The sequence below is a fragment of the Rhizobium sp. WW22 genome (genome assembly GCF_047041135.1).
GTDB lineage: Bacteria > Pseudomonadota > Alphaproteobacteria > Rhizobiales > Rhizobiaceae > Rhizobium.
In genome coordinates this window covers 1,145,781-1,167,363 of record NZ_CP178198.1, presented here as the reverse complement: position 1 = coordinate 1,167,363, position 21,583 = coordinate 1,145,781, and the positions used below count along the sequence as shown (strand labels likewise).

The following is a 21,583-nucleotide window of genomic DNA, read 5'->3' as shown; positions in this document are numbered from 1 at the left end:
ATAAACCAAAGCAGGGAGTGATCATCATGGCAGCGGACAAGAGCCGTTTCGTCGTATCCGCCGACTGGCTGCAGAGCGAGCTGGGCGCCAAGAACCTGCGCATCCTCGATGCATCCTTTTATCTGCCGGCGCAGAAGCGCGATGCCGATGCCGAATATGCCAGCGGCCATATTCCCGGCGCCATCCGCTTCGACCAGGACAAGATTGCGGATCATTCGACCAACCTGCCGCATATGGTCCCCTCGCCCGAGTTTTTCGCCGCTGAAGTCGGCAAGCTCGGTATCAGCGAAAACGACCGCATCGTCATCTATGACGGTCCGGGCCTGTTCGCCTCCCCGCGCGTCTGGTGGCTGTTCCGTATCGTCATGGGCGCCCCAAACGTCTTCGTGCTCGATGGCGGTCTGGATGGCTGGAAGGCCGAAGGGCGGCCACTGGAGACGGCGACGCCTGCCTTTGCGCCCGCAACGTTCAAGCCGAAGTTCAACGCCAGCCGCGTCGTCTCGCTCGACGAGATGCGAGAAATCGTCGACAGCCGTTCGCTGCAGATCGCCGATGCCCGCAGTAGCGGCCGTTTTGCAGCAACCGAGCCTGAGCCGCGCCAAGGCATGCGCTCGGGTCATATGCCGGGAGCCAGAAGCCTGCCATCCGGCGTCTTCGCCACGAACGGCAAGTTCAAGTCGCTGCCGGAATTAAGGGAAACCATCGAGAAGGCCGGCATAGATCTCGAAAAGCCCGTGGTGACGACCTGCGGCTCCGGTATTACCGCTGCCATCATCACGCTGGCGCTGGAATCCCTCGGCCATGGCGACAACAAGCTCTATGACGGCTCCTGGTCGGAATGGGGCAGCCGGGAAGATACACCCATCGTCACCGGTCAAGATTGAGCATGCCGATCGTGAAGACGCCCTCGTCCATCAAAGTTCACATCACCCGCCTGGAAATGACCGCTCCGCCCAAGACAAGCTTGCCGGTGCCGGTCAATATCCAGACCGCGATCATGCGGGCACCTGGCATCCCGCTGCCCTTCTATCGCTATCTCTATCGCCAGGTCGGCGCCCGCTGGCATTGGGTGGAGCGCCTGCGCCTCTCCGACGAGCAGCTGACCGCTGTTCTTCACGACCAGCGCAACGATATCAGCGTGCTTTACGTTAACGGCGCTCCGGGTGGATTCTTCGAATATTTCCGGCAGGACGAGGACACGATCGAGCTCAGCCATTTCGGGCTCATCGAAAACGCGCTCGGCCTCGGCATCGGCAAATGGTTCCTGCTGCAGTCGCTCTACGCCATCTGGACGTTGAACCCGCAACGCATCGTGACAACGACGAACAATCTCGATCATCCCAGGGCATTGCAGCTCTACCAGATGTTCGGCTTCTCGCCGATCTCGACCGGAGAAGGCATCGTCAGGCCGCTGAGCGACAAAGAACTGCTCGAGCTCGCCAAGAAGGGCTGACTCTTCGAGATGGCAGGAATCGGGTGGTTTCGCGCTTTGTTTAAGAGCATCACATGGCAGATCTCGAAAGGAGCTTTGCCATGCCTTCCATCGCCTTTGCAGCCATGCCTACCTCTGACGCCGAAGCTCTTTGGAGCGGCGGCGTGGATGCCTACGGTCACCAGCCGGAGACCATGATTTCCGATGGTCCGGGCCATCCCTGCCGTCACTGCCTGCGCAATATCGATGCCGGCGAAGAGCTGCTCGTCTTCGCCTATCGCCCCTTCCCGGAACTGCAGCCCTATGCGGAAACAGGTCCGATCTTCCTGCATAAGACGCCGTGCCGGCGCTACGAGGCGGAAGAGATCCTGCCGCCTGTGCTGGCGAGCAGCCGGGATTTCATCGTGCGTGGCTATGGCAGGAGCGACCGCATCGTCTACGGGACTGGTGCAGTGACGCCGACCGGCGATATTGCTGTTTATGCGGCCTCGCTGCTTGAGCGCCCCGACATTGCCTATCTCCATGTCCGCTCGGCGCGCAACAATTGCTACCAATGCCGGATCGACAAAATAGGAGCGCCGGCATACGCGGATGCCGGCGCCTCCATCTGACGTACGCGTGATGGGCTTTACGCGACGTTCAGAATGCTTTCCGGCGCAACGGCTTCATAACCGAGCGCTTCGGCTACCGCCTTGTTGGTGATGCGGCCCTTATGGACGTTGAGGCCATTGCGGAGGTGCTTGTCTTCCGCGATGGCGCGCAAGCCACGATCGGCCAAAGCGAGGCCGTGGTAGATCGTGGCGTTGTTCAAGGCATGGGCGGAAGTAACAGGAACCGCACCTGGCATGTTGGCGACGCAGTAGTGCACGACGCCTTCAATCACGTAAGTCGGATCGGAATGCGTCGTCGCATGCGAGGTCTCGAAACAGCCGCCCTGGTCGATGGCGACATCGACGATGACTGAGCCCTTTTTCATGCCTGACAGCATTTCGCTCGTCACCAGCTTCGGCGCGGCAGCACCGGGAATCAGGACGGCGCCGATGACGAGATCGGCGGAGAAGACCTCTTCTTCCAGTGCCTGAATGCTGGAATAGCGAGTGTGGACGCGGCCGTTGAAGATATCGTCGAGCTGGCGCAGGCGCGGGAGCGAACGATCGAGGATGCTGACATCGGCGCCGAGCCCGGCCGCCATCTTGGCCGCATGCAGGCCGACGACGCCGCCGCCGATGATCGTCACCTTGGCCGGCAGCACGCCGGGCACGCCACCGAGCAGGATGCCGAGGCCGCCATTGGCTTTCTGCAGAGCCGTCGCACCCGCCTGGATGGATAGGCGACCGGCGACTTCGGACATCGGCGCCAGCAGCGGCAGGCCGCCGCGCTCGTCTGTCACGGTTTCATAGGCAACAGCTGTAACGCCTGATGCGAGCAAGCCCTTGGTCTGTTCCGGATCCGGCGCGAGATGCAGATAGGTGTAGAGAAGCTGTCCGTCACGGAGTTGCGCCCATTCAGAGGGCTGCGGCTCCTTGACCTTTACGATCATGTCGCACTTCTCAAAAATATCCTTGGCGCTTGCGGCGATCTTGGCGCCTGCGGCAATGTAGGCGTGGTCATCGGCGCCGATGCCGGCGCCGGCCTTCGTCTCGACCCAGACTTCATGGCCATGAGCGACATATTCGCGAACGGACGCGGGCGTCAGACCGACGCGGTATTCGTGGTTTTTGATTTCCTTCGGGCAGCCAACGCGCATTTCATTCCTCCTCGAATGTTTTTGCGTCTTTCTTTTTCTCCAACTGAAATCAGACCACCACCGCCCCGCAATGTCCTTGCAAAGACGATTTGCGCTGCAGTCATTTTTCGTGATTTATTGCGTGAACAGGAGTTTTTTCGAAAGATCTTCGAATGTCCGACCTAGACGCCATAGATCATTCGATTCTTCGGATGCTGCAGCAGAACGCCAGGATCACCAATGCGGAACTGGCCGAGAAGGTCGGTCTTTCGCCCTCGGCCTGTTCGCGGCGGCTCGATATCCTGGAAAAGAGCGGCGTCATCGACGGCTATCACGCGCATCTCTCGCACAAGGCGCTTGATTACAAGATGATCGCCTTCGTGCACATCTCGCTGTCAGGCCAGTTCGCCAAGACGCTTTCGGAATTCGAAACGGCGGTGAAGCGCTGCCCCAATGTGCTGTCTTGCTACCTCATGTCGGGCGAATACGATTACATATTGCGCGTCGCCGCGCGCGACCTCGAGGACTACGAGCGCATCCATCGCGACTGGCTCTCGGCCCTGCCGCACGTCGTGAAGATCAATTCGAGCTTCGCGCTGCGCGAGATCATCGACCGGCCGAATGTGGGCCTGTGATCTTCGTCAGCGCATATCCAGCAGCAATGCGCGATGATCGGACACCTCGGGCTCGGCTACAGGATCGAAACGGATGACCTCGACATTCGAAGTCACCAGCATGTAGTCGGCAAAACGCGGCTGCTTCTTGTAATGCGAGGTGCGCGTGTCGTCATGTCCCCGTGAAGTGACGAGATCGACAAGGCCCAGGCTGCCGAGGATCTTGAAGGTCTCGCTATCCGGCAACACGTTGAAGTCACCGCACACGACCAGCCGGTCGCCCTCTTTCCGAACCTGGCGAATGATCTCGACCAGCGCATACGCCTGATGGCGTCGGGCCGGCGTATCGCCCTTGCCTTCGAGATCCCGCAGGCCGTGCATATGCGCAATGGTGATGGGATAGCCGCGCTCATAGTCGAACAGGCGGATGCAATGGGCATTGCGCGAACGCGGATGAGGCCCATAGCCATCGGCCGAGAATTCACCATGAACGAAGCCGGCTGCCTGGCCGATGATCGGATAGGTCCGGCGCACGAATGTTGCCAGTCCGAACTCGGAATCGAATCGCCGGTCCCCATCGAAAAGATCGCCTCGCGCTACGGGGAGGAAGAAAGCATCGTAAGCTGGCAAAGCAGCCTTCAGTTCCTCGAAAAGATTGGCGCGCTGCGGGAGCTCGATGCCGTGATCGCGATAGACCAGCCACTCGACGTCCGCTCCCTGCGTGCGAACCATTTCCTGTAGGCACAAAACATCCGCATCGATATCAGCGAGATAGGGGATTAGCGGCTCATGCAGCCGGCCGCCCCATGCATTCAATGAAACGATACGCATATCCTGCACCTCTCATAGTCAGATCGCCGATCGCAGCGGCCATCGCGATGCGGTACCGATTCGGGACGCCCGGCTACAATTTTAGCGATTATGCTAAACATCCCGCAAGGCACATCTGATATCCAAAACGAGAAAAGACGGATGAGCCGGGATAACATCATGCAGTTCTCTTCGAAATCTCCCATTCAGGGCAATCTGAAAATCAAGACACGCGGCTCGTCGCGCCACCATGCGCGGCTCATGGGCCAGGTTCGATATTTCACCAAGCTTGTCACCGGCCGCGTGGTCGATATTTCCACCAGCGGCATTGCGCTCGACCTGCAGGCGCCGCTTTATGCCGCCGCCGGCAGCAAGGTTCGCGTCGAGTGCGACGATATCGGCCTGCTGGATGGTTTCGTGCGCTGGGCTCACAACGGCCGCATCGGCATCGAATTCGACCGCTCGTCCAATGCCTCGGCTAAGGTCGCGTCCTATTTCCGCTTTTTCCACAAGGACATGAAGCCGGTTCTCAAACGTTGATGGCATGTCGGCTTGAGCCGGCTACGATCCACAATAAGCCTGTCACATTCCTGGTGCACACCTTCAAAAATCGTCCTAATCTCCCTCGCCCGCGAGATGATCGACGGATTTATAGCCCCATCGTTGAAGGAGTGTCTTATGTCTTCCATTCTGGATTTTCCCAGCATGTCGCGCCGTTCCCTGCTGCAAGGCCTCAGTGCCACGGCGGCGCTGATCGTGCTGCATCCTTTCGCGGCCCGCGCGGCGAGCAACCAGGCGCATCTGCGCCTCATGGAAACGACCGACATTCATGTCAACGTATTTCCCTATGACTATTATGCCGACAAGCCGAACGATACGATGGGCCTGACGCGCACGGCGACGATCATCGACAATATCCGGGCCGAAGCCACCAACTCGCTCCTCATCGACAATGGCGACGTGCTCCAGGGCAATCCGATGGGCGATTACATGGCCTATCAGCACGGCATGAAGGACGGCGACGTCCATCCGGTCATCAAGGCGATGAATACGCTCGGCTATTCCGTGGGGACGCTCGGCAACCACGAATTCAACTATGGCCTCGACTTCATGTTCAAGGTGCTGGCCGGCGCGAACTTCCCCTTCGTCTGCGCCAACCTGACCAAGGGCCGGCTCGCTTCCGACCCGACGAAGGACGACCTGTTCTTCAAACCCTATCTGATCCTCGAAAAGAAGATCAAGGACGGCGCCGGCAATGAAAGCCCGATCAAGATCGGCTTCATCGGCTTCGTGCCGCCGCAGATCATGCTCTGGGACATCAAGAACCTCGAAGGTAAGGCGCAGACGCGCGATATCGTCGAGGCGGCCAAGGCCTGGGTGCCCGTCATGAAGGCCGAAGGCGCCGATATCGTCATCGCTCTCTCGCATTCCGGCATCGACGGCAGCGGCCCAAGCGAGAAGATGGAAAACGCCTCGCTCTATGTCGCGGCGGTCGATGGCATCGATGCCGTCTTCACCGGCCATCAGCATCTCGTCTTCCCCGGCCCTAAGACGTGGGACGGCATCAAGGATGCCGATCCGGTCAAGGGAACGCTCCATGGCAAGCCCGCCGTCATGGCCGGCTTCTGGGGCTCGCATCTCGGCCTCATCGACCTGCTGCTCGAAAAGGACGGCAAGAGCTGGAAGATCGTCGACTTCACTTCCGAGGCACGCCCAATCTACCACCGCGACGACAAGAAGAAGGTTGTCGCCGATGTCGCAGACAAGAAGGAAGTCGTGGAAGCAGCCAAGGCCGAGCATGAGGCGACGCTGACCTATGTCCGCACACCTGTCGGCAAGACCTCCGCGCCGCTCTATTCCTATTTCGCGCTGGTCGCCGACGATCCCTCTGTCCAGATCGTCAGCCAGGCGCAGATCTGGTACATCAAGAACATATTGAAGGAGACGCAGTACAAGGACCTGCCGGTTCTTTCGGCGGCTGCCCCCTTCAAATGCGGCGGCCGCAACGGCGCCGACTATTATACCGACGTTCCGGCCGGCAATATCGCCATCAAGAACGTCGCCGATCTCTACCTCTACCCGAACACCGTGCAGGCCGTCGTCATCAACGGCGCGCAGGTCAAGAACTGGCTGGAAATGTCGGCTGCGATGTTCAACCAGGTGCAACCGGGCGCGAAGGATGCGGATCTGATCAACAGCAGCTTCCCATCCTACAACTTCGATGTCATCGACGGCGTCACCTACCAGATCGACCTTTCGCAGCCACGCCGCTTCGGCGATGACGGCAAGGTTCTGAATGCCGATGCAAATCGCATCCAGAACCTGCAGTTCAACGGCAAGTCGATCGACCCCGCGCAGAAGTTCCTCGTCGTCACCAACAACTACCGCGCCGGCGGCGGCGGCAACTTCCCGGAAATCGCGGCGGACAAGGTCGTCTATCAGGCGCCGGACACCAACCGCGACGTCATCGTGCGCTATGTCCACGAGCAGGGCACGATCAACCCGACCGCCGACGGCAACTGGACCTTCAAGCCGCTGGCGGACACGACCGTCCGGTTCCAGAGTTCGCCGAAGGCCAAGGATTTCCTTGATCAGGTCAAGAGCGTGAAGATCGAAGATGCCGGCGAAGGTGCCGACGGCTTCCGCAACTACCGGCTGGTGCTGTAATCATTGACGACTGCTGCTTCTTCGGGAAAAAGAGGCCAGTTACGTATGAAATGAGGCCGTTGCTGCTCCACACCTTCTCCCCAACGGGGAGAAGGGGCCGACAGGCGGATGAGGGGGCTGCCAAGGGTACGAAAGCCAATGGATTCGAGGCCATCAGCCCCCCCTCATCCGACCCTTCGGGCCACCTTCTCCCCGTTGGGGAGAAGGAATTCACGACACCAAAAGCCTTAGAAGCACGTGCCTACGGTAACCAGGAGAGGACTTTTTCACTCGGCTGCCAGACGCTTGTCACCTGGATGGAACATCTCGACGGCGGACTTGAAGTCCTCCTGATTCGGGCACCGCGCCAGGCGCGAGCGGAAAGCCTCGATCATCCATGCGGCAGCAGGTCCCGGAGGATTGTCGACCTTGCGGACGGCATAGAGCGGGTATTCGCTCTGATCGTAGGCATCGAGAGCCAAAGGCACCAGCCTGCCCTTCTGCAGATCCTCCATGATGAACGAGGCCGGCAGACCGCCCCAGCCAAGACCACCCCGGATCAACTGATGCTTGGTGGCGATGTCGCTCAGATGCCAGATCTTGTAGGACAGGACGTTGAAATCCTTGCCATTGGTGAGGTTTGACGCGTCGGTGACGACCAATTGCACTTCTTCGCGTACATCGGCAAGCGTCAACGGCCGTCCCAGCAAAGCGAGTGGATGCGTCGGCGCAGCAACCGGCATCATGAAGGAATGTCCGATGCGCTCGATCACCAAAGCATCATCCTGTTTCACAACCGATCCGCCGATACCGATCGTCGACTTGCCGCTTGTGACAAGCTCCAGCATTGAGCCGAGTTCGCCGGTGTCGAGCCGCAGGGAGACGTAAGGAAAACGATCACGGAATTCGCGCAGCACGTCGACGGTGGCATGAACCGGCACCATGACGCTAATGGCAACGGCCACCTCCGCCTCGAGCCCGGTCTTCAAACCCTTCACCCTGGCGCGCATCACTTGCAGATCGGAAAGAATGCGGCGCGCATCCTCAAGCATCACCCTGCCCGCATCCGTCAGCTTCGGCTGGCGCGATCCCGAGCGCTCGAACAGCGGCATTTCGAGCTGAGCCTCCAGATTGGCGATCGTGTAGCTGATGACCGACTGCGCGCGGTTAAGCGCGCGCGAGGCGGCGGAGAAACTGCCTGACTCGGCGACGGTCAGAAAGACCTGCAATTGGTCAAGGGTGGGATTGGGGAGCATCTGCCATCCATTCTATCGATAATTCCAATCCATATTATCACAGTTTTTCTCGATAGCACTGACGACTTATTTATGGGGGCGAACGTGATCGGACTCTCCCAGCCGATTTAGCAACTTATTGAAAAGGAAAACGGATATGTCCTCCATTCTGCTTCTGACGTCCAGCCCGCGTCCGGACTCACTCTCCACCAAGATCGCCACCGAGCTGGCCGAGAAGATCAAGTCCAACAACCCGGGCAAGACGCTCGTCAAGCGCGACCTCGCTTCTGACAACCTGCCCCATATCGACGGCCCGTTCACCGACGCCATCCGCACGCCGGCAGACGCCCGCACGCCCGAGCAGCAGGAACTGGTCAAGGTTTCCGACGCGCTGGTCGACGAGCTGCTCGCAGCCGACACGCTGGTCATCGGCACCGGCCTCATCAACTTCAACATCTATTCCTCGCTGAAGACCTGGATCGATAACATCGCCCGCGCCGGCCGCACCTTTACCTATACGGAAACCGGCCCGAAGGGCCTTGCCACCGGCAAGAAGGCCTACATCGTGCTCGCCTCCGGCGGCGTCTACTCCGAAGGCCCGGCTGCCCCGCTGAACCACGCCGTTCCCTACCTGAAGTCGGTTCTCGCCTTCATCGGCATCACCGATGTCGAGACCGTCTACATCGAAGGCGTGGCCTTCGGTCCGGAAGCTGCTGAAAAGGCCATCGGCGCTGCCCAGGCTCGCGCTTCCGAGCTGGCTCTCGCCGCTTAATCAATTACTTATTCAGATGATCACAGGCGGCCGGGGTTAAAACCGGCCGCTTTGCTATTTTGCTTGCGGCAGCGCCTTTACGAACTGCTTCACGGTCTCCAGAATTTCGGCCGAAAGAGCCTCGTCATCCGCCACGCGCGCGAGGCCGAGCGCCCCGGTCATCAGGCACGACGCGATGATCGCCTTTCGCCTTGCTTCGGCAGTTTCCGGCTCCGGCATGCGCGCCGTCATGGAATTGAAATTCCGTCGCAGGCCTTCCGTCGCAACGGCGCGGACCGTATCGCTGCTACGCGCCAAATCCGCCGTCAGCGCCGCATAGGCGCAGCCCTCGCCGCAATGATCGCGATGACCTTCGCTGAGATAGGTATCGACATAATCGTTGAGCGAGATGGTCTCGGGGACGATCCCCTTTTCCTCCTGCCGCCGCCGCCATGACCCGATCGCCGATTCGACGGCTTCTGCGACCAATTCATCGCGAGAGGCGAAGTGCTTGTAGAAGCCGCCGACGGTAAGCCCCGCCTCCTTCATGAGGTCGGCGACGCCAATCCCTTCCAATCCCTCCTCGCGCAGGCGCCTGGCGGCAAGCGTCACGATGCGTTCGTGCGTCTTCTGCTTTTCCAATTGTGAGCGGCCCATCGAAAATCCTTTCATGCCCGGCTTGACAAAATGGATTACGATCATAATCCTTATAGAGAACGATCATAATCCAGATCGTGACAAAAGCCAACAGGAGCTACGAAAATGCGTCTCAAGAACAAGGTTGCCGTCATCACCGGCGGAAACAGCGGTATTGGCCTTGCCACCGCCCGCCTCTTCCTCGCCGAAGGCGCCAAGGTCGCCATAACAGGCCGCAACGCCAAGACACTGGCCGCAGCAGCCGAGCAACTCGGCGGCGGCGTGCTGGCATTGCAGGCTGACACGACCGATATCCCGGCGATGGAGAGGGCCTTTGCCGAGGCTGCGGAGAAGCTTGGAAAGTTCGATGTGGTCTTTGCCAATGCCGGCATTGCCGGGGATACGCCGCTCGGCAAAACGACGCTCGAGCAGTTCGAAACCATCGTCCGCGTCAATTTCACCGGCGTGTTCTTCACCGTGCAGGCGGCCCTACCATATCTGAACGATGGCGGCTCGGTGATCCTGAACGGCTCCGTGCATGCCGTTCTCGGCATTCCCGGCGCTTCGGCCTATGCCGGCACGAAGGGCGCCGTTCGCGCCATGACCCGCAATCTCGCTTCCGAGCTTGCGCCGCGCGGCATCCGCGTCAACCAGGTGACGCCAGGCGCTACCAAGACACCGATCTGGGAGCCGCGCGCAGCCACGCCGGAGGCACTGGATGCGCTGCAGGCGCGCTTTGGCGGCCTGAGTGCGCTCGGCCGCATGAGCGAAGCCGATGAAATCGCCAAGGCCGCGCTCTATTTCGCCTCCGATGATTCCGCCAATGTCACGGCGATCGAAATCACGGTCGACGGCGGCGCCGTTAATGCCCCCGCTGGCGCAAAGATATTCCGCACGGCTTAAGCCCTGGCGAAAGTCTAACCAGCCATCGATTTCAGTGAGTGTTATGGGCCGCCAAAGCAGATGCAGAGGCGGCCCCGCATCAGGCGTGCATTAAGCAAATCCGCCAGATATCAGACCTGACGGACCTTTTCGCCATCGCCGAAGAGGCCGGCACCGTTCTGATCGATGATCTGCTGGCCCTTGCGGAAGGTCGATTCCACAGCATCATCCGAGGAGGTAAAAACATCGGCGCGGATAAAATTGCGCACCAGGATCTCGCCGTTCACATCCTTCTCAATCCGGCCCATGAGGCGGAACTGATTGCCCTCGCGCTGCGGCGTCGCATAGATCGTGCAGCCGGCATGCACCTGGGGCTCGACACTGACCGTCGAGCCGCCGGACTTTTCAGTGCTCGCCTGCGATGCGCCACCGGTGAAGATCGAAAGGATATTTGAAAAGAACGAAGCCATGGATCGCCTTTAGCATGAAGGTTGCGGGCCCGCAAAGTCAAATGATCAGGTTTGCCAGGATCTCGTTTTCGGTGATGTCCTCGTAGCCCATGCCGGAACTTTCAAAGTTCGCGATAAGCTGTTTGAAATTATCGGGATTCTTCGTCTCGATGCCGATCAGGATGGAGCCGAAATTGCGGGCGCTCTTCTTCAGATATTCGAAGCGGGCGATATCGTCTTCCGGCCCGAGCATGTTGAGGAAATCGCGAAGAGCGCCGGGACGCTGCGCGAGCCGGAGGATGAAGTATTTCTTCAAGCCTGCATAGCGCATGGCGCGCTCCTTGACGTCAGGCAGGCGCTCGAAATCGAAATTGCCACCGGAGACGACGGCGACGATGGTCTTGCTGCGGATGCTCTCGCGATCGAGCTTTTCCAGCGCCGTGATCGCCAGCGCACCGGCCGGCTCCAGCACCACGCCTTCGACATTCAGCATATCGGTGATGGTGACGCAGATGGCGTTTTCCTCGATGAGCTTGACCTGCTCGGCCGCAAAACCCTTCAGCGCAGCAAAGTTCAGTTCGCCGATGCGACCGACGGCAGCGCCATCGACGAAATTATCGACCTTCGCCAGTGTGACCACATGCCCCGCCTCGATACTGCGCCGCAGGCTCGGCGCGCCGGCAGGCTCGGCGAAGGTGAAGGCGTCACGGGGAAGCGTATCGGCAAAGTAACCGGTGATCCCGGCTGCAAGGCCTCCACCGCCGACGGGAAGCAGAACGTGGTCGGGGATAACGCCATCAGGCAGCTGCTCGGCGATCTCGGCAGCGACCGTCGCCTGCCCTTCGATGATATCAGCGTGATCGAAAGGCGGTACCATGACGCCATCGATCTTTTCGACGTATTCGCGCGCCGCCTGATAGCACTGATCGAAGAAATCGCCGAAGAGCTTGATGGTGATGAACTCGCCGCCGAAGATGCGGGTCTTGTCGATTTTCTGTTGCGGGGTCGTCACGGGCATATAGACCACACCAGGCACACCGAAATGGCGGCAGACGAAGGCAAAGCCCTGAGCGTGATTGCCGGCGGATGCGCAGACGAATGTCTTTCCCGTACCGCCCTCGGCAATTACCTTGCGGAAGAAATTGAAGGCGCCGCGGATCTTGTAGGAGCGAACCGGCGTCAGATCTTCGCGCTTCAGCCAGATATCGGCGCCATAGCGGGCAGAAAGATGCTCGTTCAGCTGCAGCGGCGTTGCAGGAAAGAGGCCACGCATGGCCTCTGTAGCTTCGAGAACAGTCTGTTTGTCCACGGTCTATCCGTCCTTATTCAATCCGCCTCCGCTATGGCACAGGAAAGATGAGCAAAGAAAGCCTGTTTATCGCGCTTTCGGACCTGTGACAGCGATATTCGCCGTACTGACGAGTCATTAACTATTTATGCCCCTGACTGCGGAAACTCCTAAATCTGCGAGTTGACAGCCAAGCTCCCCCCGCGTCCAATATGACACAGCCATCATGATGATGGTTAGAGGCCCGCCCTAAAACCGATCCGTCGGCTCCGGCGGGCTTCGCCTATCCCTAGGCACTAACTTATACTTGCGCCCGGGATTGAGAATCGCGTGAAGGATGCTTATCCCAGTTTCATTCGAGGGGAGAACATCGTCATGCGCCTTATGCGCCCAGCTATAATCGCTTTCACTCTTGCGGTGCTTGCTTCCTGCGCCTCGCAGGAAAAAAGCTTCGAGAAGAACATCCCCATTATGAAGGAAAGCCCGACGGCACGAGCGCAGGTCATCGACAAGTGCATGTCGCAGCGCCTGCCACCGGAAACGCTGGATGAAATCGCTTTCTACGTCAAATCTCAAAGAAGCGACGCAAAGCGGCTCTTTTGTCAGCGACTGATGAATGGTGTGGTATCGGGAAAGATCAGCTATGCTGATTTTAAGGCCATGTTCCAACAGAAGAAGGTGACACCGGCGCTTGTCAGCGTTCTCAAGGGTCGCTGAGCCGAGCATGTCAAGCTCACGCCGATCGGCCCGTTCCTGCAAAACAATCCTTGACTGAATCGCTCAAGTGCTTGATGGGGAAAGGCACGCGGACGTGGCGAAACTGGTAGACGCAAGGGACTTAAAATCCCTCGGCCTTTGGCTGTACGGGTTCGACCCCCGTCGTCCGCACCAAGATCAAACTTTATCAAAGTCCAAACGAAAAAGGCGCAGCTTTCGCCGCGCCTCATCAACATTTGCAAAGCTTTCGAATTTAGGCAGTGAGCTTGGCAGCAATCTTGGCGACGTGCGCGCCCTGATACTTTGCGGCTTCCAGTTCGATTTCGGAAGGTTGGCGCGAGCCGTCACCGTTGGTGATGGTGGAGGCGCCGTAGGGCGAGCCGCCCTTGACTTCTTCCGTGCCCATCTGGCCCTGGAAGGCATAAGGAAGCCCGACGACGGCCATGCCGTGGTGGAGGAGCGTCGGGATGAAGCCGAGGATGGTGGACTCCTGGCCACCGTGCTGCGTTGCTGACGAGGTGAAGACCGAGCCGACCTTGCCGACGAGCTTGCCGCCGAACCACAGGCCGCCGGTTTGATCCCAGAAATTTCGCATCTGCGAGGCGACCGTGCCGAAGCGGGTGCCGGCGCCGACGATGATGGCGTCATAGTCTGTCAGTTCGTCCGGGGTTGCGATCGGGGCTTCCTGATCGAGCTTGAAGTAGGAGGCCTTGGCGACCTCTTCCGGAACGAGTTCCGGCACGCGCTTGACGGTGACTTCGGCACCGGCCGACTTTGCGCCTTCTGCGACGGCATAGGCCATCTTCTCGATGTGACCGTAAGCGGAATAATAGAGAACCAGAACCTTAGCCATGAGTACGTCTCCCGTTTGTTGGACGCGTTGAATGTCGGGGAATGTTGTATCAGCGATGCGACAGGGGCGCAGCCCCCACGCTCAGAACGCAGTGTTCATCCTGTATAGACGGAAATTCACTTGCAACATCTTGTGATGACCAGCGGCCCGGCAAAAGGAGCGTTTGCATTCGCTGCAAACAGCGCTACCTATCTCGGACCTTTTTGAACGCGCCGACTGCGCATTGTCCTGGATATCTTCATGTCGAACGAAACCATTGTCACAGCCGCCATGCTCGCCATCGGCGACGAATTGCTCTCCGGCCGGACCAAGGACAAGAATATCGGCCATCTCGCCGACGTGCTGCTGCTGGCCGGCATCGACCTCAAGGAAGTCCGCATCGTCGCCGATGACGAGGACGCAATCGTTTCGGCGCTGAATGCCTTGCGCGGCCAATATAATTACGTCTTCACGTCAGGCGGCATCGGCCCGACCCATGACGACATCACCGCCGATGCCATCGCCAAGGCCTTCGGCGTGCCCTGCGAGCATGACGCCGAAGCCATGCGGATCATGGGTGAAATGTATGCACGGCGCGAGATGGAGTTCACCGAGGCTCGCCAGCGCATGGCCCGCATGCCGGTGGGATCAAAGCATATTGCCAATCCGGTCTCGACCGCTCCCGGCTTCAACATCGGCAATGTCTATGTCATGGCCGGCGTGCCGCAGGTCTTCCAGGCGATGCTCGACAATGTCATCCCGACGCTGAAGACCGGCGCAAAGGTGCTATCAACAGCGATTTCCTGCCCCTACGGCGAGGGCGAGATCGGCACACCGCTCGGTCTCATCCAGAAGGCGCATCCGGATACCAGCATCGGTTCCTATCCGCGCTATGTCGGCCAATTCTTTTCGACGGAGATCGTCGTGCGCGGGCGTTCCGCCGAACTGGTTGAAAGCGTCGCAGCCGAAGTGCGCGCGATGATCGAGGCCATCGGGCAGTCGAAAGCGACTGCATAATTCCTTAAATCGAAAGCGATTTAAGGATAAATTATGCAGCAGACTTAAAGTATTACAGCGACCTTTGCGCGTCATATATGACGCGCGGCGCTGTATCGAAAATCAGTCGGCTGAGGCCTGACTCTCAACGAAGACGTGTACTTCCGGGGAACCCTGAGACCATTCAGAGCATTATCTTGTAGCGGAATGCTGATATCATGATCCGATCCAACCCTTCCGCATGGGAGATCTCTTCATGTCCTACAAAACGATAGTGACCGTTCTCGACAATCCCGATAACACGCGCATCGCTGCCGCATTTTCCGCGGCGCTCGCAAAGGAGCACGGCGCCCATGTCGTCGGGCTTCATGCGGAAATCGTCTCGACCGTGCCGCTGGTGGCGCCGATGGAGATTCCGGACCCTGTCGCGGTCCAGGCGCTTCAGGACGTCGCCCATAATCAGGCGGTTGAAATCGAACGGGTGTTCCGCTCGAAGATGGAGGCCGCCGGTCTCGACTATGAATGGCACAGTTTTGCCAGCTCGGTCGGCTACGGCACCGAACCGCTGATCGAAAGCGCGCGCAGCGCCGATCTTCTGGTGGCCGTGCAGCCGGACCCGTCGAAATATGCCGATACGCAGGTCGATGTCGAAACCTTCCTGTTTGACAGCGGCCGGCCGGTGCTATTGATCCCCTACATTCTCAAGGAGCCGAAGCCCGTCCGCCGCGTGCTGATCGCCTGGAACGGCTCCAAGGAAGTAGCCCGCGCCACCTTTGATGCGCTGCCTTTCCTCAAGGCTGCGGATTCGGTCGAGATCCTTTCCGTCAGCACATCGGAAAAGGACCCGCATCCGTCCAAGGAAACCGGTGTGCGGATAGCCGCGGCGCTGACGCGCCATGGCGTGCGCGCCAAGTTCGAGACGGCAGCCTGCACCGGCAAATCGACGCCGTCGCAGATCATCGAAAACCGGCTGGCCGACGATAGCATCGACCTTCTTGTCATGGGCGCCTATACGCATTCCTGGTTGTGGCAGATGATCTTCGGCGGCACGACGCGCACCCTGCTGCAATCGATGACGGCGATGACGCTGCTCGCCCGCTGAACGGCTGAAAACTCAATTCCTATGGCAACCGGTGTGAATGTGCACCGGTTGCGCCCCCTGCAGCTATTGCCTTTTGCCAGCAAATCCAGCAGAAAGCAGCGACCGATGACAGAATTCCCGCCAGGGAACCGTTCGCGCGGTCTAAGGGGCATGATCCCGAAAAGCCCAGGCTTTTCCCGGATGAGATCCTGTTCAAGCAGATAGCAAGCGAATCGCGTTCCGGATTTGGTTCTTGGTCCGCGCCCAGCGCGGGGTCTGCTCAGGGTCGCCGGCGCTGCCGGTGCGTCATTATTCCATGCCCCGGAGCTTTCTGCCATGTCCCTGCCCGATAAAGCCTTTCCCGTATCCTGGGATCAGTTCCATCGCGATGCGCGCGCCCTTGCCTGGCGGCTTGCCGGCCTCAACCGTGAATTCAAGGCAATCGTCTGCATCACCCGCGGTGGCCTCGTGCCGGCCGCCATCATCTCTCGCGAGCTCAATATCCGGCTGATCGAGACGGTCTGTGTCGCCTCCTATCACGACTACTCCAGCCAGGGCGAAATGAACCTGCTCAAAGGCATCGCACCAGAGCTGTCGGTCAACGGCGGCGAAGGCGTCCTCGTCATCGACGATCTCACCGATACCGGCAAAACGGCCCTCGAAGTTCGCGCCCTGCTGCCGAAGGCGCATTTCGCCTGCGTCTACGCCAAGCCGACCGGCGTTCCCACGATCGACACCTTCATCACAGAGGTCAGCCAGGATACCTGGATCTACTTCCCCTGGGACATGGGCTTCACCTATCAGGAGCCGATCGCCAAGGGTCATCGCGGCTGATCTGCCGGCTGCCGGCAGCGCGAATCAGGCCCGATCTGATCGCTATGCCAAAATATGATTCGAATAACGGTAATAGAGGTGGGCGCTGCGGCGCCCACTAGATTTAGTGGACGTCGCTTTGATGGGAATGTGTGGGATTCAAGGGTTTCCACGCGAATCATGATGCTCTACGGCATGATTTTGCCGTGCTGCCAATGGCATTGAGGTCACGGTCACAATTTTGTCGCTTTCGACACCGGCGGTGATAATAGTTGTTGCGCCAACGGTCGCACGAAGGGCGAGCATCCCCCCTCAAGTTCTTGAATCTCTTGCTCTACTGGCATTTCCCCAGTTTCCACAGGCAAGCCCACAAGATATTGTGGTTAGCAATCCATTACAAACCACCCCTTGACGGAATCGGGTCTTTCAAAGTTAATGGACGACGTTGCGGCGGCGACTGGACCAGGCGGGGTTACGAGGGCTGGTTCTCAATTCGAAATCGGATCTGGATTCAAGGCGTTTCACCTGTGCAGGTGCCCCGCCGTGAGGGTTTTTGTGCCGGTATCGAGGCTGCCGAAAAAATATATGCGGGGACTGGCGGCAACAAGCTGTTAATACTATATTTAGTGTTTGCAGCCACCATCACCACAAGATACAGGAAAGACATCTCCGGATGACACCTCCTGTCAAAGAGCGGATCGGAAGCTGGCTGCGCGTTGAATTCGCGATGCCGGAATGAGAATTTTTGCGCCCTGTTTTCATGCAGGCGCACACCAACGAATGAAGGATTGGGACCATGCGCATCGAACGTCGTTTTACGAAGGCCGGCCAGTCACCCTATGCGGACATCGAATTCCGCAAGGCGACGAGCGAGATCAAGAATCCTGACGGTTCGATCGTGTTCCGCCTAGAAAACATCGATGTACCCGCGCAGTTCTCGCAGGTCGCCGCCGACATTCTCGCGCAGAAGTATTTCCGCAAGGCCGGCGTGCCCGCCAAGTTGAAGAAGGTCGAGGAAAACGACGTTCCTTCCTTCCTGTGGCGTTCCGTGCCTGACGATGCCGCCATGAAGGATCTGCCCAAGGATCAGCAGAGCGGCTCGGAAACCGATGCGCGCCAGGTTTTCGATCGCCTCGCCGGCACCTGGACCTATTGGGGCTGGAAGGGCGGCTACTTCTCGTCGGAGGAAGACGCCTCTGCGTTCCAGGACGAGCTCGCCTATATGCTCGCCACGCAGCGCGTCGCACCGAACTCGCCGCAGTGGTTCAACACCGGCATGCACTGGGCCTATGGCATCGATGGCCCCGGCCAAGGCCACTATTATGTGGACCCGTTCACCGGCAAGCTCACCAAGTCCAAATCGGCCTATGAGCATCCGCAGCCGCATGCCTGCTTCATCCAGTCCGTCGAAGACGATCTCGTCAACGAGGGCGGCATCATGGACCTTTGGGTTCGCGAAGCGCGCCTATTCAAATACGGTTCGGGCACTGGCTCCAACTTCTCGATGCTGCGTGCTGAGGGCGAAAAGCTCTCCGGCGGCGGCCGCTCCTCGGGCCTGATGAGCTTCCTGAAGATCGGCGACCGCGCTGCCGGCGCCATCAAGTCGGGCGGCACGACCCGCCGCGCCGCCAAGATGGTGGTCGTCGACATCGACCATCCGGATATCGAGGAATACATCAACTGGAAGGTCAAGGAAGAGCAGAAGGTTGCCGCCCTCGTCACCGGCTCCAAGATCGTCGCCAAGCACCTGAAGGCGATCATGAAGGCGACGGTCAATTGCGAAGGCGACAATGACGATTGCTTCGACCCGGCCAAGAACCCTGCCCTGAAGCGCGAGATCCGCGCTGCCAAGAAGGATCAGGTTCCGGAAAACTACGTCCAGCGCGTTATCCAGTTCGCCCGCCAGGGCTATACGGATCTCGAATTCAAGACCTACGACACGGACTGGGATTCGGAAGCCTATCTGACGGTATCCGGGCAGAACTCCAACAACTCGGTTTCGATCAAGGATGACTTCCTGCGCGCCGTCGAGAATGATGGCGACTGGAACCTGACCGCCCGCAAGGACGGTAAGGTCGTCAAGACGCTGAAGGCCCGCGACCTCTGGGAATCCATCTCCTACGCCGCCTGGGCATCGGCCGATCCGGGCCTGCACTTCAACACGACGATGAACGACTGGCACACCAGCCCAGCTGCCGGCCCGATCCGCGCGTCCAACCCGTGCTCGGAATACATGTTCCTCGACGACACGGCCTGCAACCTCGCTTCGCTGAACCTGATGACCTTCAAGGACGCCGCGACGAAGCGCATCAACATTGCCGATTACGAACACGCCGTTCGCCTCTGGACCGTCGTTCTCGAAGTTTCCGTGATGATGGCGCAGTTCCCCTCGCGCCGTATCGCTGAACTCTCCTATGAATACCGCACGCTCGGCCTCGGCTACGCCAATATTGGCGGCCTGCTGATGTCGTCGGGCATTCCCTATGACTCGGACGAAGCCCGCGCCATCGCCGGCTCGCTGACCGCGATCATGACCGGTGTCGCCTATGCGACCTCGGCCGAAATGGCCTCCGAACTCGGAACCTTCCCGATGTTCAAACCGAACCGCGAAAACATGCTGCGCGTCATCCGCAACCATCGCCGCGCCGCCTATGGCGAGACCTCGGGCTATGAGAACCTGTCGGTCAATCCGGTGGCGCTGATCCACTCCGACAATCCGGACCAGGATCTCGTCGCCCATGCCAAGGCTGCCTGGGACAAGGCGCTGGAACTCGGCGAAAAGCACGGCTACCGCAACGCCCAGGCAACCGTGATCGCGCCGACCGGCACGATCGGTCTCGTCATGGATTGCGACACGACCGGCATCGAGCCGGACTTCGCCCTGGTGAAGTTCAAGAAGCTCGCCGGCGGCGGCTACTTCAAGATCATCAACCGCGCCGTTCCGGAAGCGCTGCGGACGCTCGGCTATTCCGAAAGCCAGATCGCCGAGATCGAGGCCTACGCTGTCGGCCACGGCAACCTGAACCAGGCTCCGGCCATCAACCCATCGACGCTGAAGGCCAAGGGCTTTACCGCTGAGAAGGTCGATGCCGTCAACGCCGCTCTCAAGAGCGCCTTCGATATCAAGTTCGTCTTCAACCAGTGGACGCTCGGCGCCGACTTCCTGAAGGGCACGCTGAAGGTTTCCGACGAGCAGATGGCCGACATGAGCTTCAACCTGCTCGACCATCTCGGCTTCTCCAAGAAGGACATCGAGGCCGCGAACATCCATGTCTGCGGTGCGATGACGCTGGAAGGTGCGCCGTTCCTGAAGAATGAACATCTGGCTGTCTTCGATTGCGCCAACCCCTGCGGCAAGATCGGCAAGCGCTATCTCTCGGTCGAAAGCCACATCCGCATGATGGCGGCAGCGCAGCCCTTCATCTCGGGCGCCATCTCCAAGACGATCAACATGGCCAACGAAGCAACCGTCGAGGATTGCAAGAACGCCTACATGCTGTCCTGGAAGCTGGGTCTCAAGGCCAACGCGCTCTATCGCGACGGCTCCAAGCTCAGCCAGCCGCTGAACGCCTCGCTGATCGAGGATGACAGCGATGAGGATGCGCTGGAGGAATTCCTGCAGGCTCCGGCAGCTGCACAGGCTGTCACCATCACGGAAAAGATCGTCGAGCGCGTCATCGAGAAGGTCATCCGCACGCAGGAAAAACTGCCGAGCCGCCGCAAGGGTTACACCCAGAAAGCCAAGATCGGCGGTCACACCATCTTCCTGCGCACCGGCGAATATGACGACGGCCGTCTCGGCGAAATCTTCCTTGATATGAACAAGGAAGGCTCGGCTCTGCGCGCCTTCATCAACAACTTCGCGATCTCCGTCTCGCTCGGCCTGCAGTTGGTGTGCCGCTCGAAGAGTATGTCGATGCCTTCACTTTCACCAAGTTCGAGCCGGCCGGCATCGTGACTGGCAACGACGCCATCAAGAACGCCACGTCGATCCTCGACTACGTGTTCCGCGAACTGGCGATCTCTTATCTCGGCCGCCACGACCTCGCCCATGTCGACACGTCCGACTTCAACAACACGGCGCTCGGCCGCGGTGTTTCCGAAGGCAAGGCCGATGTCGTCTCCAAGGGCCTGACCCGCGGCTACAAGCCGACGCTGGTTCAGACATCGGGCGAGCGTTCGGCAGACGCCAAGGGTTCGGCAACGGCCGCTCCTGCCCGCGCTGCCTCGCTCTCGACCGTAACCGCCTTTGCCGGCAACACGGTCCGCAAGCTGGAACCGGCAAGCTCCGTCGCGACCTCCGAAGTCGTCGCCTTCAAGCGCGATTATGAGGAGCGTGCGAAGGAACTGGCCGAAGAGATCGCGGAGGAAGTCATCTCCGAATCCGCGACAGGTCTCTTCAGCGACAACGCGGCAAGTGAAGCTGCCAATGCCAAGACGGAAGCCAAGAAGCTGGAATCCGAACGCCGCGCCCGCTCCATCATGCAGGGCTATACCGGCAACATGTGCACCGAGTGCCAGAACTTCACGATGGTCCGGAATGGAACTTGCGAGAAGTGCGACACGTGTGGGGCAACGAGCGGCTGCTCTTGATTTCTCGCCTTTACTCTGCGGCGATAATGTCATCCTGGGCTGAACTGAGCCATATTGTCCGGCTCAGTTTAGCCGACCACCA

At 59.5% G+C, this 21,583-nt stretch carries 19 protein-coding genes, 1 tRNA gene and 1 pseudogene; 14 read left to right on the top strand and 7 right to left on the bottom strand.

The window, feature by feature from the left end; genetic code table 11:
* Positions 1-26: 26 nt before the first annotated feature.
* The 3 genes from sseA (at position 27) to ACK83U_RS05860 (ending at position 2,043) form a co-directional block, all read left to right on the top strand.
* Positions 27-884 carry a 3-mercaptopyruvate sulfurtransferase gene (gene sseA / locus ACK83U_RS05870; protein WP_112610103.1) on the top strand — a complete coding sequence of 286 codons (858 nt, stop codon included), beginning with the start codon at positions 27-29 and terminating at the stop codon, positions 882-884.
* An 8-nt stretch (positions 885-892) separates the two neighbouring features.
* On the top strand, positions 893-1,453 hold the full coding sequence (locus ACK83U_RS05865; RefSeq protein ID WP_112610331.1) for a GNAT family N-acetyltransferase: 561 nt from the start codon (positions 893-895) through the stop codon (positions 1,451-1,453).
* Positions 1,454-1,533: 80 nt separating this feature from the next.
* A complete protein-coding gene (locus ACK83U_RS05860) occupies positions 1,534-2,043 on the top strand; it encodes a DUF1203 domain-containing protein (protein ID WP_112610329.1) in 510 nt (169 codons plus the stop codon).
* Positions 2,044-2,060: 17 nt separating this feature from the next.
* On the opposite strand, the gene ald is transcribed toward ACK83U_RS05860, so the two are convergent.
* Positions 2,061-3,179 carry an alanine dehydrogenase gene (gene ald / locus ACK83U_RS05855; protein WP_112610101.1) on the bottom strand — a complete coding sequence of 373 codons (1,119 nt, stop codon included), beginning with the start codon at positions 3,177-3,179 and terminating at the stop codon, positions 2,061-2,063.
* Between the two features lie 152 nt (positions 3,180-3,331).
* Between ald and ACK83U_RS05850 the strand changes: the two genes are divergently transcribed.
* Positions 3,332-3,793: an Lrp/AsnC family transcriptional regulator gene (locus ACK83U_RS05850; RefSeq protein WP_075852386.1), complete on the top strand. Its 462-nt coding sequence runs from the start codon at positions 3,332-3,334 to the stop codon at positions 3,791-3,793.
* A gap of 6 nt (positions 3,794-3,799) precedes the next feature.
* Here ACK83U_RS05850 and ACK83U_RS05845 read toward each other — a convergent pair whose 3' ends face one another.
* Positions 3,800-4,603, bottom strand: coding sequence for an endonuclease/exonuclease/phosphatase family protein (locus ACK83U_RS05845; RefSeq protein WP_112610099.1), 804 nt, complete (start codon positions 4,601-4,603; stop codon positions 3,800-3,802).
* 159 nt (positions 4,604-4,762) lie between these two features.
* Here ACK83U_RS05845 and ACK83U_RS05840 point away from each other — a divergent pair, with 159 nt between their 5' ends.
* Complete coding sequence (locus tag ACK83U_RS05840) at positions 4,763-5,122, top strand: PilZ domain-containing protein (RefSeq protein ID WP_112337591.1); 360 nt, start codon at positions 4,763-4,765, stop codon at positions 5,120-5,122.
* A gap of 138 nt (positions 5,123-5,260) precedes the next feature.
* A complete protein-coding gene (locus ACK83U_RS05835; RefSeq protein WP_112610097.1) occupies positions 5,261-7,249 on the top strand; it encodes a bifunctional 2',3'-cyclic-nucleotide 2'-phosphodiesterase/3'-nucleotidase in 1,989 nt (662 codons plus the stop codon).
* Between the two features lie 266 nt (positions 7,250-7,515).
* On the opposite strand, the gene ACK83U_RS05830 is transcribed toward ACK83U_RS05835, so the two are convergent.
* Entirely contained in the window at positions 7,516-8,484 is a 969-nt protein-coding gene (locus ACK83U_RS05830; RefSeq protein ID WP_112337431.1) for a LysR family transcriptional regulator, read from the bottom strand.
* A gap of 136 nt (positions 8,485-8,620) precedes the next feature.
* Here ACK83U_RS05830 and ACK83U_RS05825 point away from each other — a divergent pair, with 136 nt between their 5' ends.
* On the top strand, positions 8,621-9,235 hold the full coding sequence (locus ACK83U_RS05825) for an FMN-dependent NADH-azoreductase (RefSeq protein WP_112610095.1): 615 nt from the start codon (positions 8,621-8,623) through the stop codon (positions 9,233-9,235).
* Between the two features lie 54 nt (positions 9,236-9,289).
* On the opposite strand, the gene ACK83U_RS05820 is transcribed toward ACK83U_RS05825, so the two are convergent.
* The gene (locus ACK83U_RS05820; RefSeq protein ID WP_112412147.1) at positions 9,290-9,871 is read right to left on the bottom strand and encodes a TetR/AcrR family transcriptional regulator; all 582 of its coding nucleotides are present in this window, start codon (positions 9,869-9,871) and stop codon (positions 9,290-9,292) included.
* Positions 9,872-9,976: 105 nt separating this feature from the next.
* On the opposite strand from ACK83U_RS05820, the gene ACK83U_RS05815 reads away from it, so the two are divergent.
* Complete coding sequence (locus ACK83U_RS05815) at positions 9,977-10,753, top strand: SDR family NAD(P)-dependent oxidoreductase (RefSeq protein WP_112610093.1); 777 nt, start codon at positions 9,977-9,979, stop codon at positions 10,751-10,753.
* A gap of 110 nt (positions 10,754-10,863) precedes the next feature.
* On the opposite strand, the gene ACK83U_RS05810 is transcribed toward ACK83U_RS05815, so the two are convergent.
* Together ACK83U_RS05810 and ilvA are read right to left on the bottom strand one after the other, a co-directional pair.
* Positions 10,864-11,202, bottom strand: coding sequence for an HlyU family transcriptional regulator (locus ACK83U_RS05810; RefSeq protein WP_112610091.1), 339 nt, complete (start codon positions 11,200-11,202; stop codon positions 10,864-10,866).
* A 37-nt stretch (positions 11,203-11,239) separates the two neighbouring features.
* A complete protein-coding gene (gene ilvA, locus ACK83U_RS05805; RefSeq protein ID WP_412474836.1) occupies positions 11,240-12,454 on the bottom strand; it encodes a threonine ammonia-lyase in 1,215 nt (404 codons plus the stop codon).
* Positions 12,455-12,844: 390 nt separating this feature from the next.
* On the opposite strand from ilvA, the gene ACK83U_RS05800 reads away from it, so the two are divergent.
* Both ACK83U_RS05800 and ACK83U_RS05795 read left to right on the top strand, forming a co-directional pair.
* Entirely contained in the window at positions 12,845-13,186 is a 342-nt protein-coding gene (locus ACK83U_RS05800; RefSeq protein WP_069611935.1) for a hypothetical protein, read from the top strand.
* 88 nt (positions 13,187-13,274) lie between these two features.
* Positions 13,275-13,360, top strand: a tRNA-Leu gene (locus ACK83U_RS05795).
* A 79-nt stretch (positions 13,361-13,439) separates the two neighbouring features.
* Here the strand turns inward: ACK83U_RS05795 and wrbA are convergent.
* Positions 13,440-14,039: an NAD(P)H:quinone oxidoreductase type IV gene (gene wrbA, locus ACK83U_RS05790; RefSeq protein WP_112610087.1), complete on the bottom strand. Its 600-nt coding sequence runs from the start codon at positions 14,037-14,039 to the stop codon at positions 13,440-13,442.
* 240 nt (positions 14,040-14,279) lie between these two features.
* Between wrbA and ACK83U_RS05785 the strand changes: the two genes are divergently transcribed.
* The 4 genes and pseudogenes from ACK83U_RS05785 (at position 14,280) to ACK83U_RS05770 (ending at position 21,501) form a co-directional block, all read left to right on the top strand.
* Positions 14,280-15,035 (top strand): competence/damage-inducible protein A, encoded by a 756-nt coding sequence (locus ACK83U_RS05785; protein WP_112610085.1) that lies wholly within the window; start codon positions 14,280-14,282, stop codon positions 15,033-15,035.
* 235 nt (positions 15,036-15,270) lie between these two features.
* A complete protein-coding gene (locus ACK83U_RS05780; protein ID WP_112610083.1) occupies positions 15,271-16,116 on the top strand; it encodes a universal stress protein in 846 nt (281 codons plus the stop codon).
* A 315-nt stretch (positions 16,117-16,431) separates the two neighbouring features.
* Positions 16,432-16,929: a xanthine phosphoribosyltransferase gene (gpt, locus tag ACK83U_RS05775; RefSeq protein WP_015339639.1), complete on the top strand. Its 498-nt coding sequence runs from the start codon at positions 16,432-16,434 to the stop codon at positions 16,927-16,929.
* A gap of 775 nt (positions 16,930-17,704) precedes the next feature.
* Positions 17,705-21,501: pseudogene (locus ACK83U_RS05770) on the top strand (vitamin B12-dependent ribonucleotide reductase).
* Positions 21,502-21,583 lie beyond the last annotated feature (82 nt).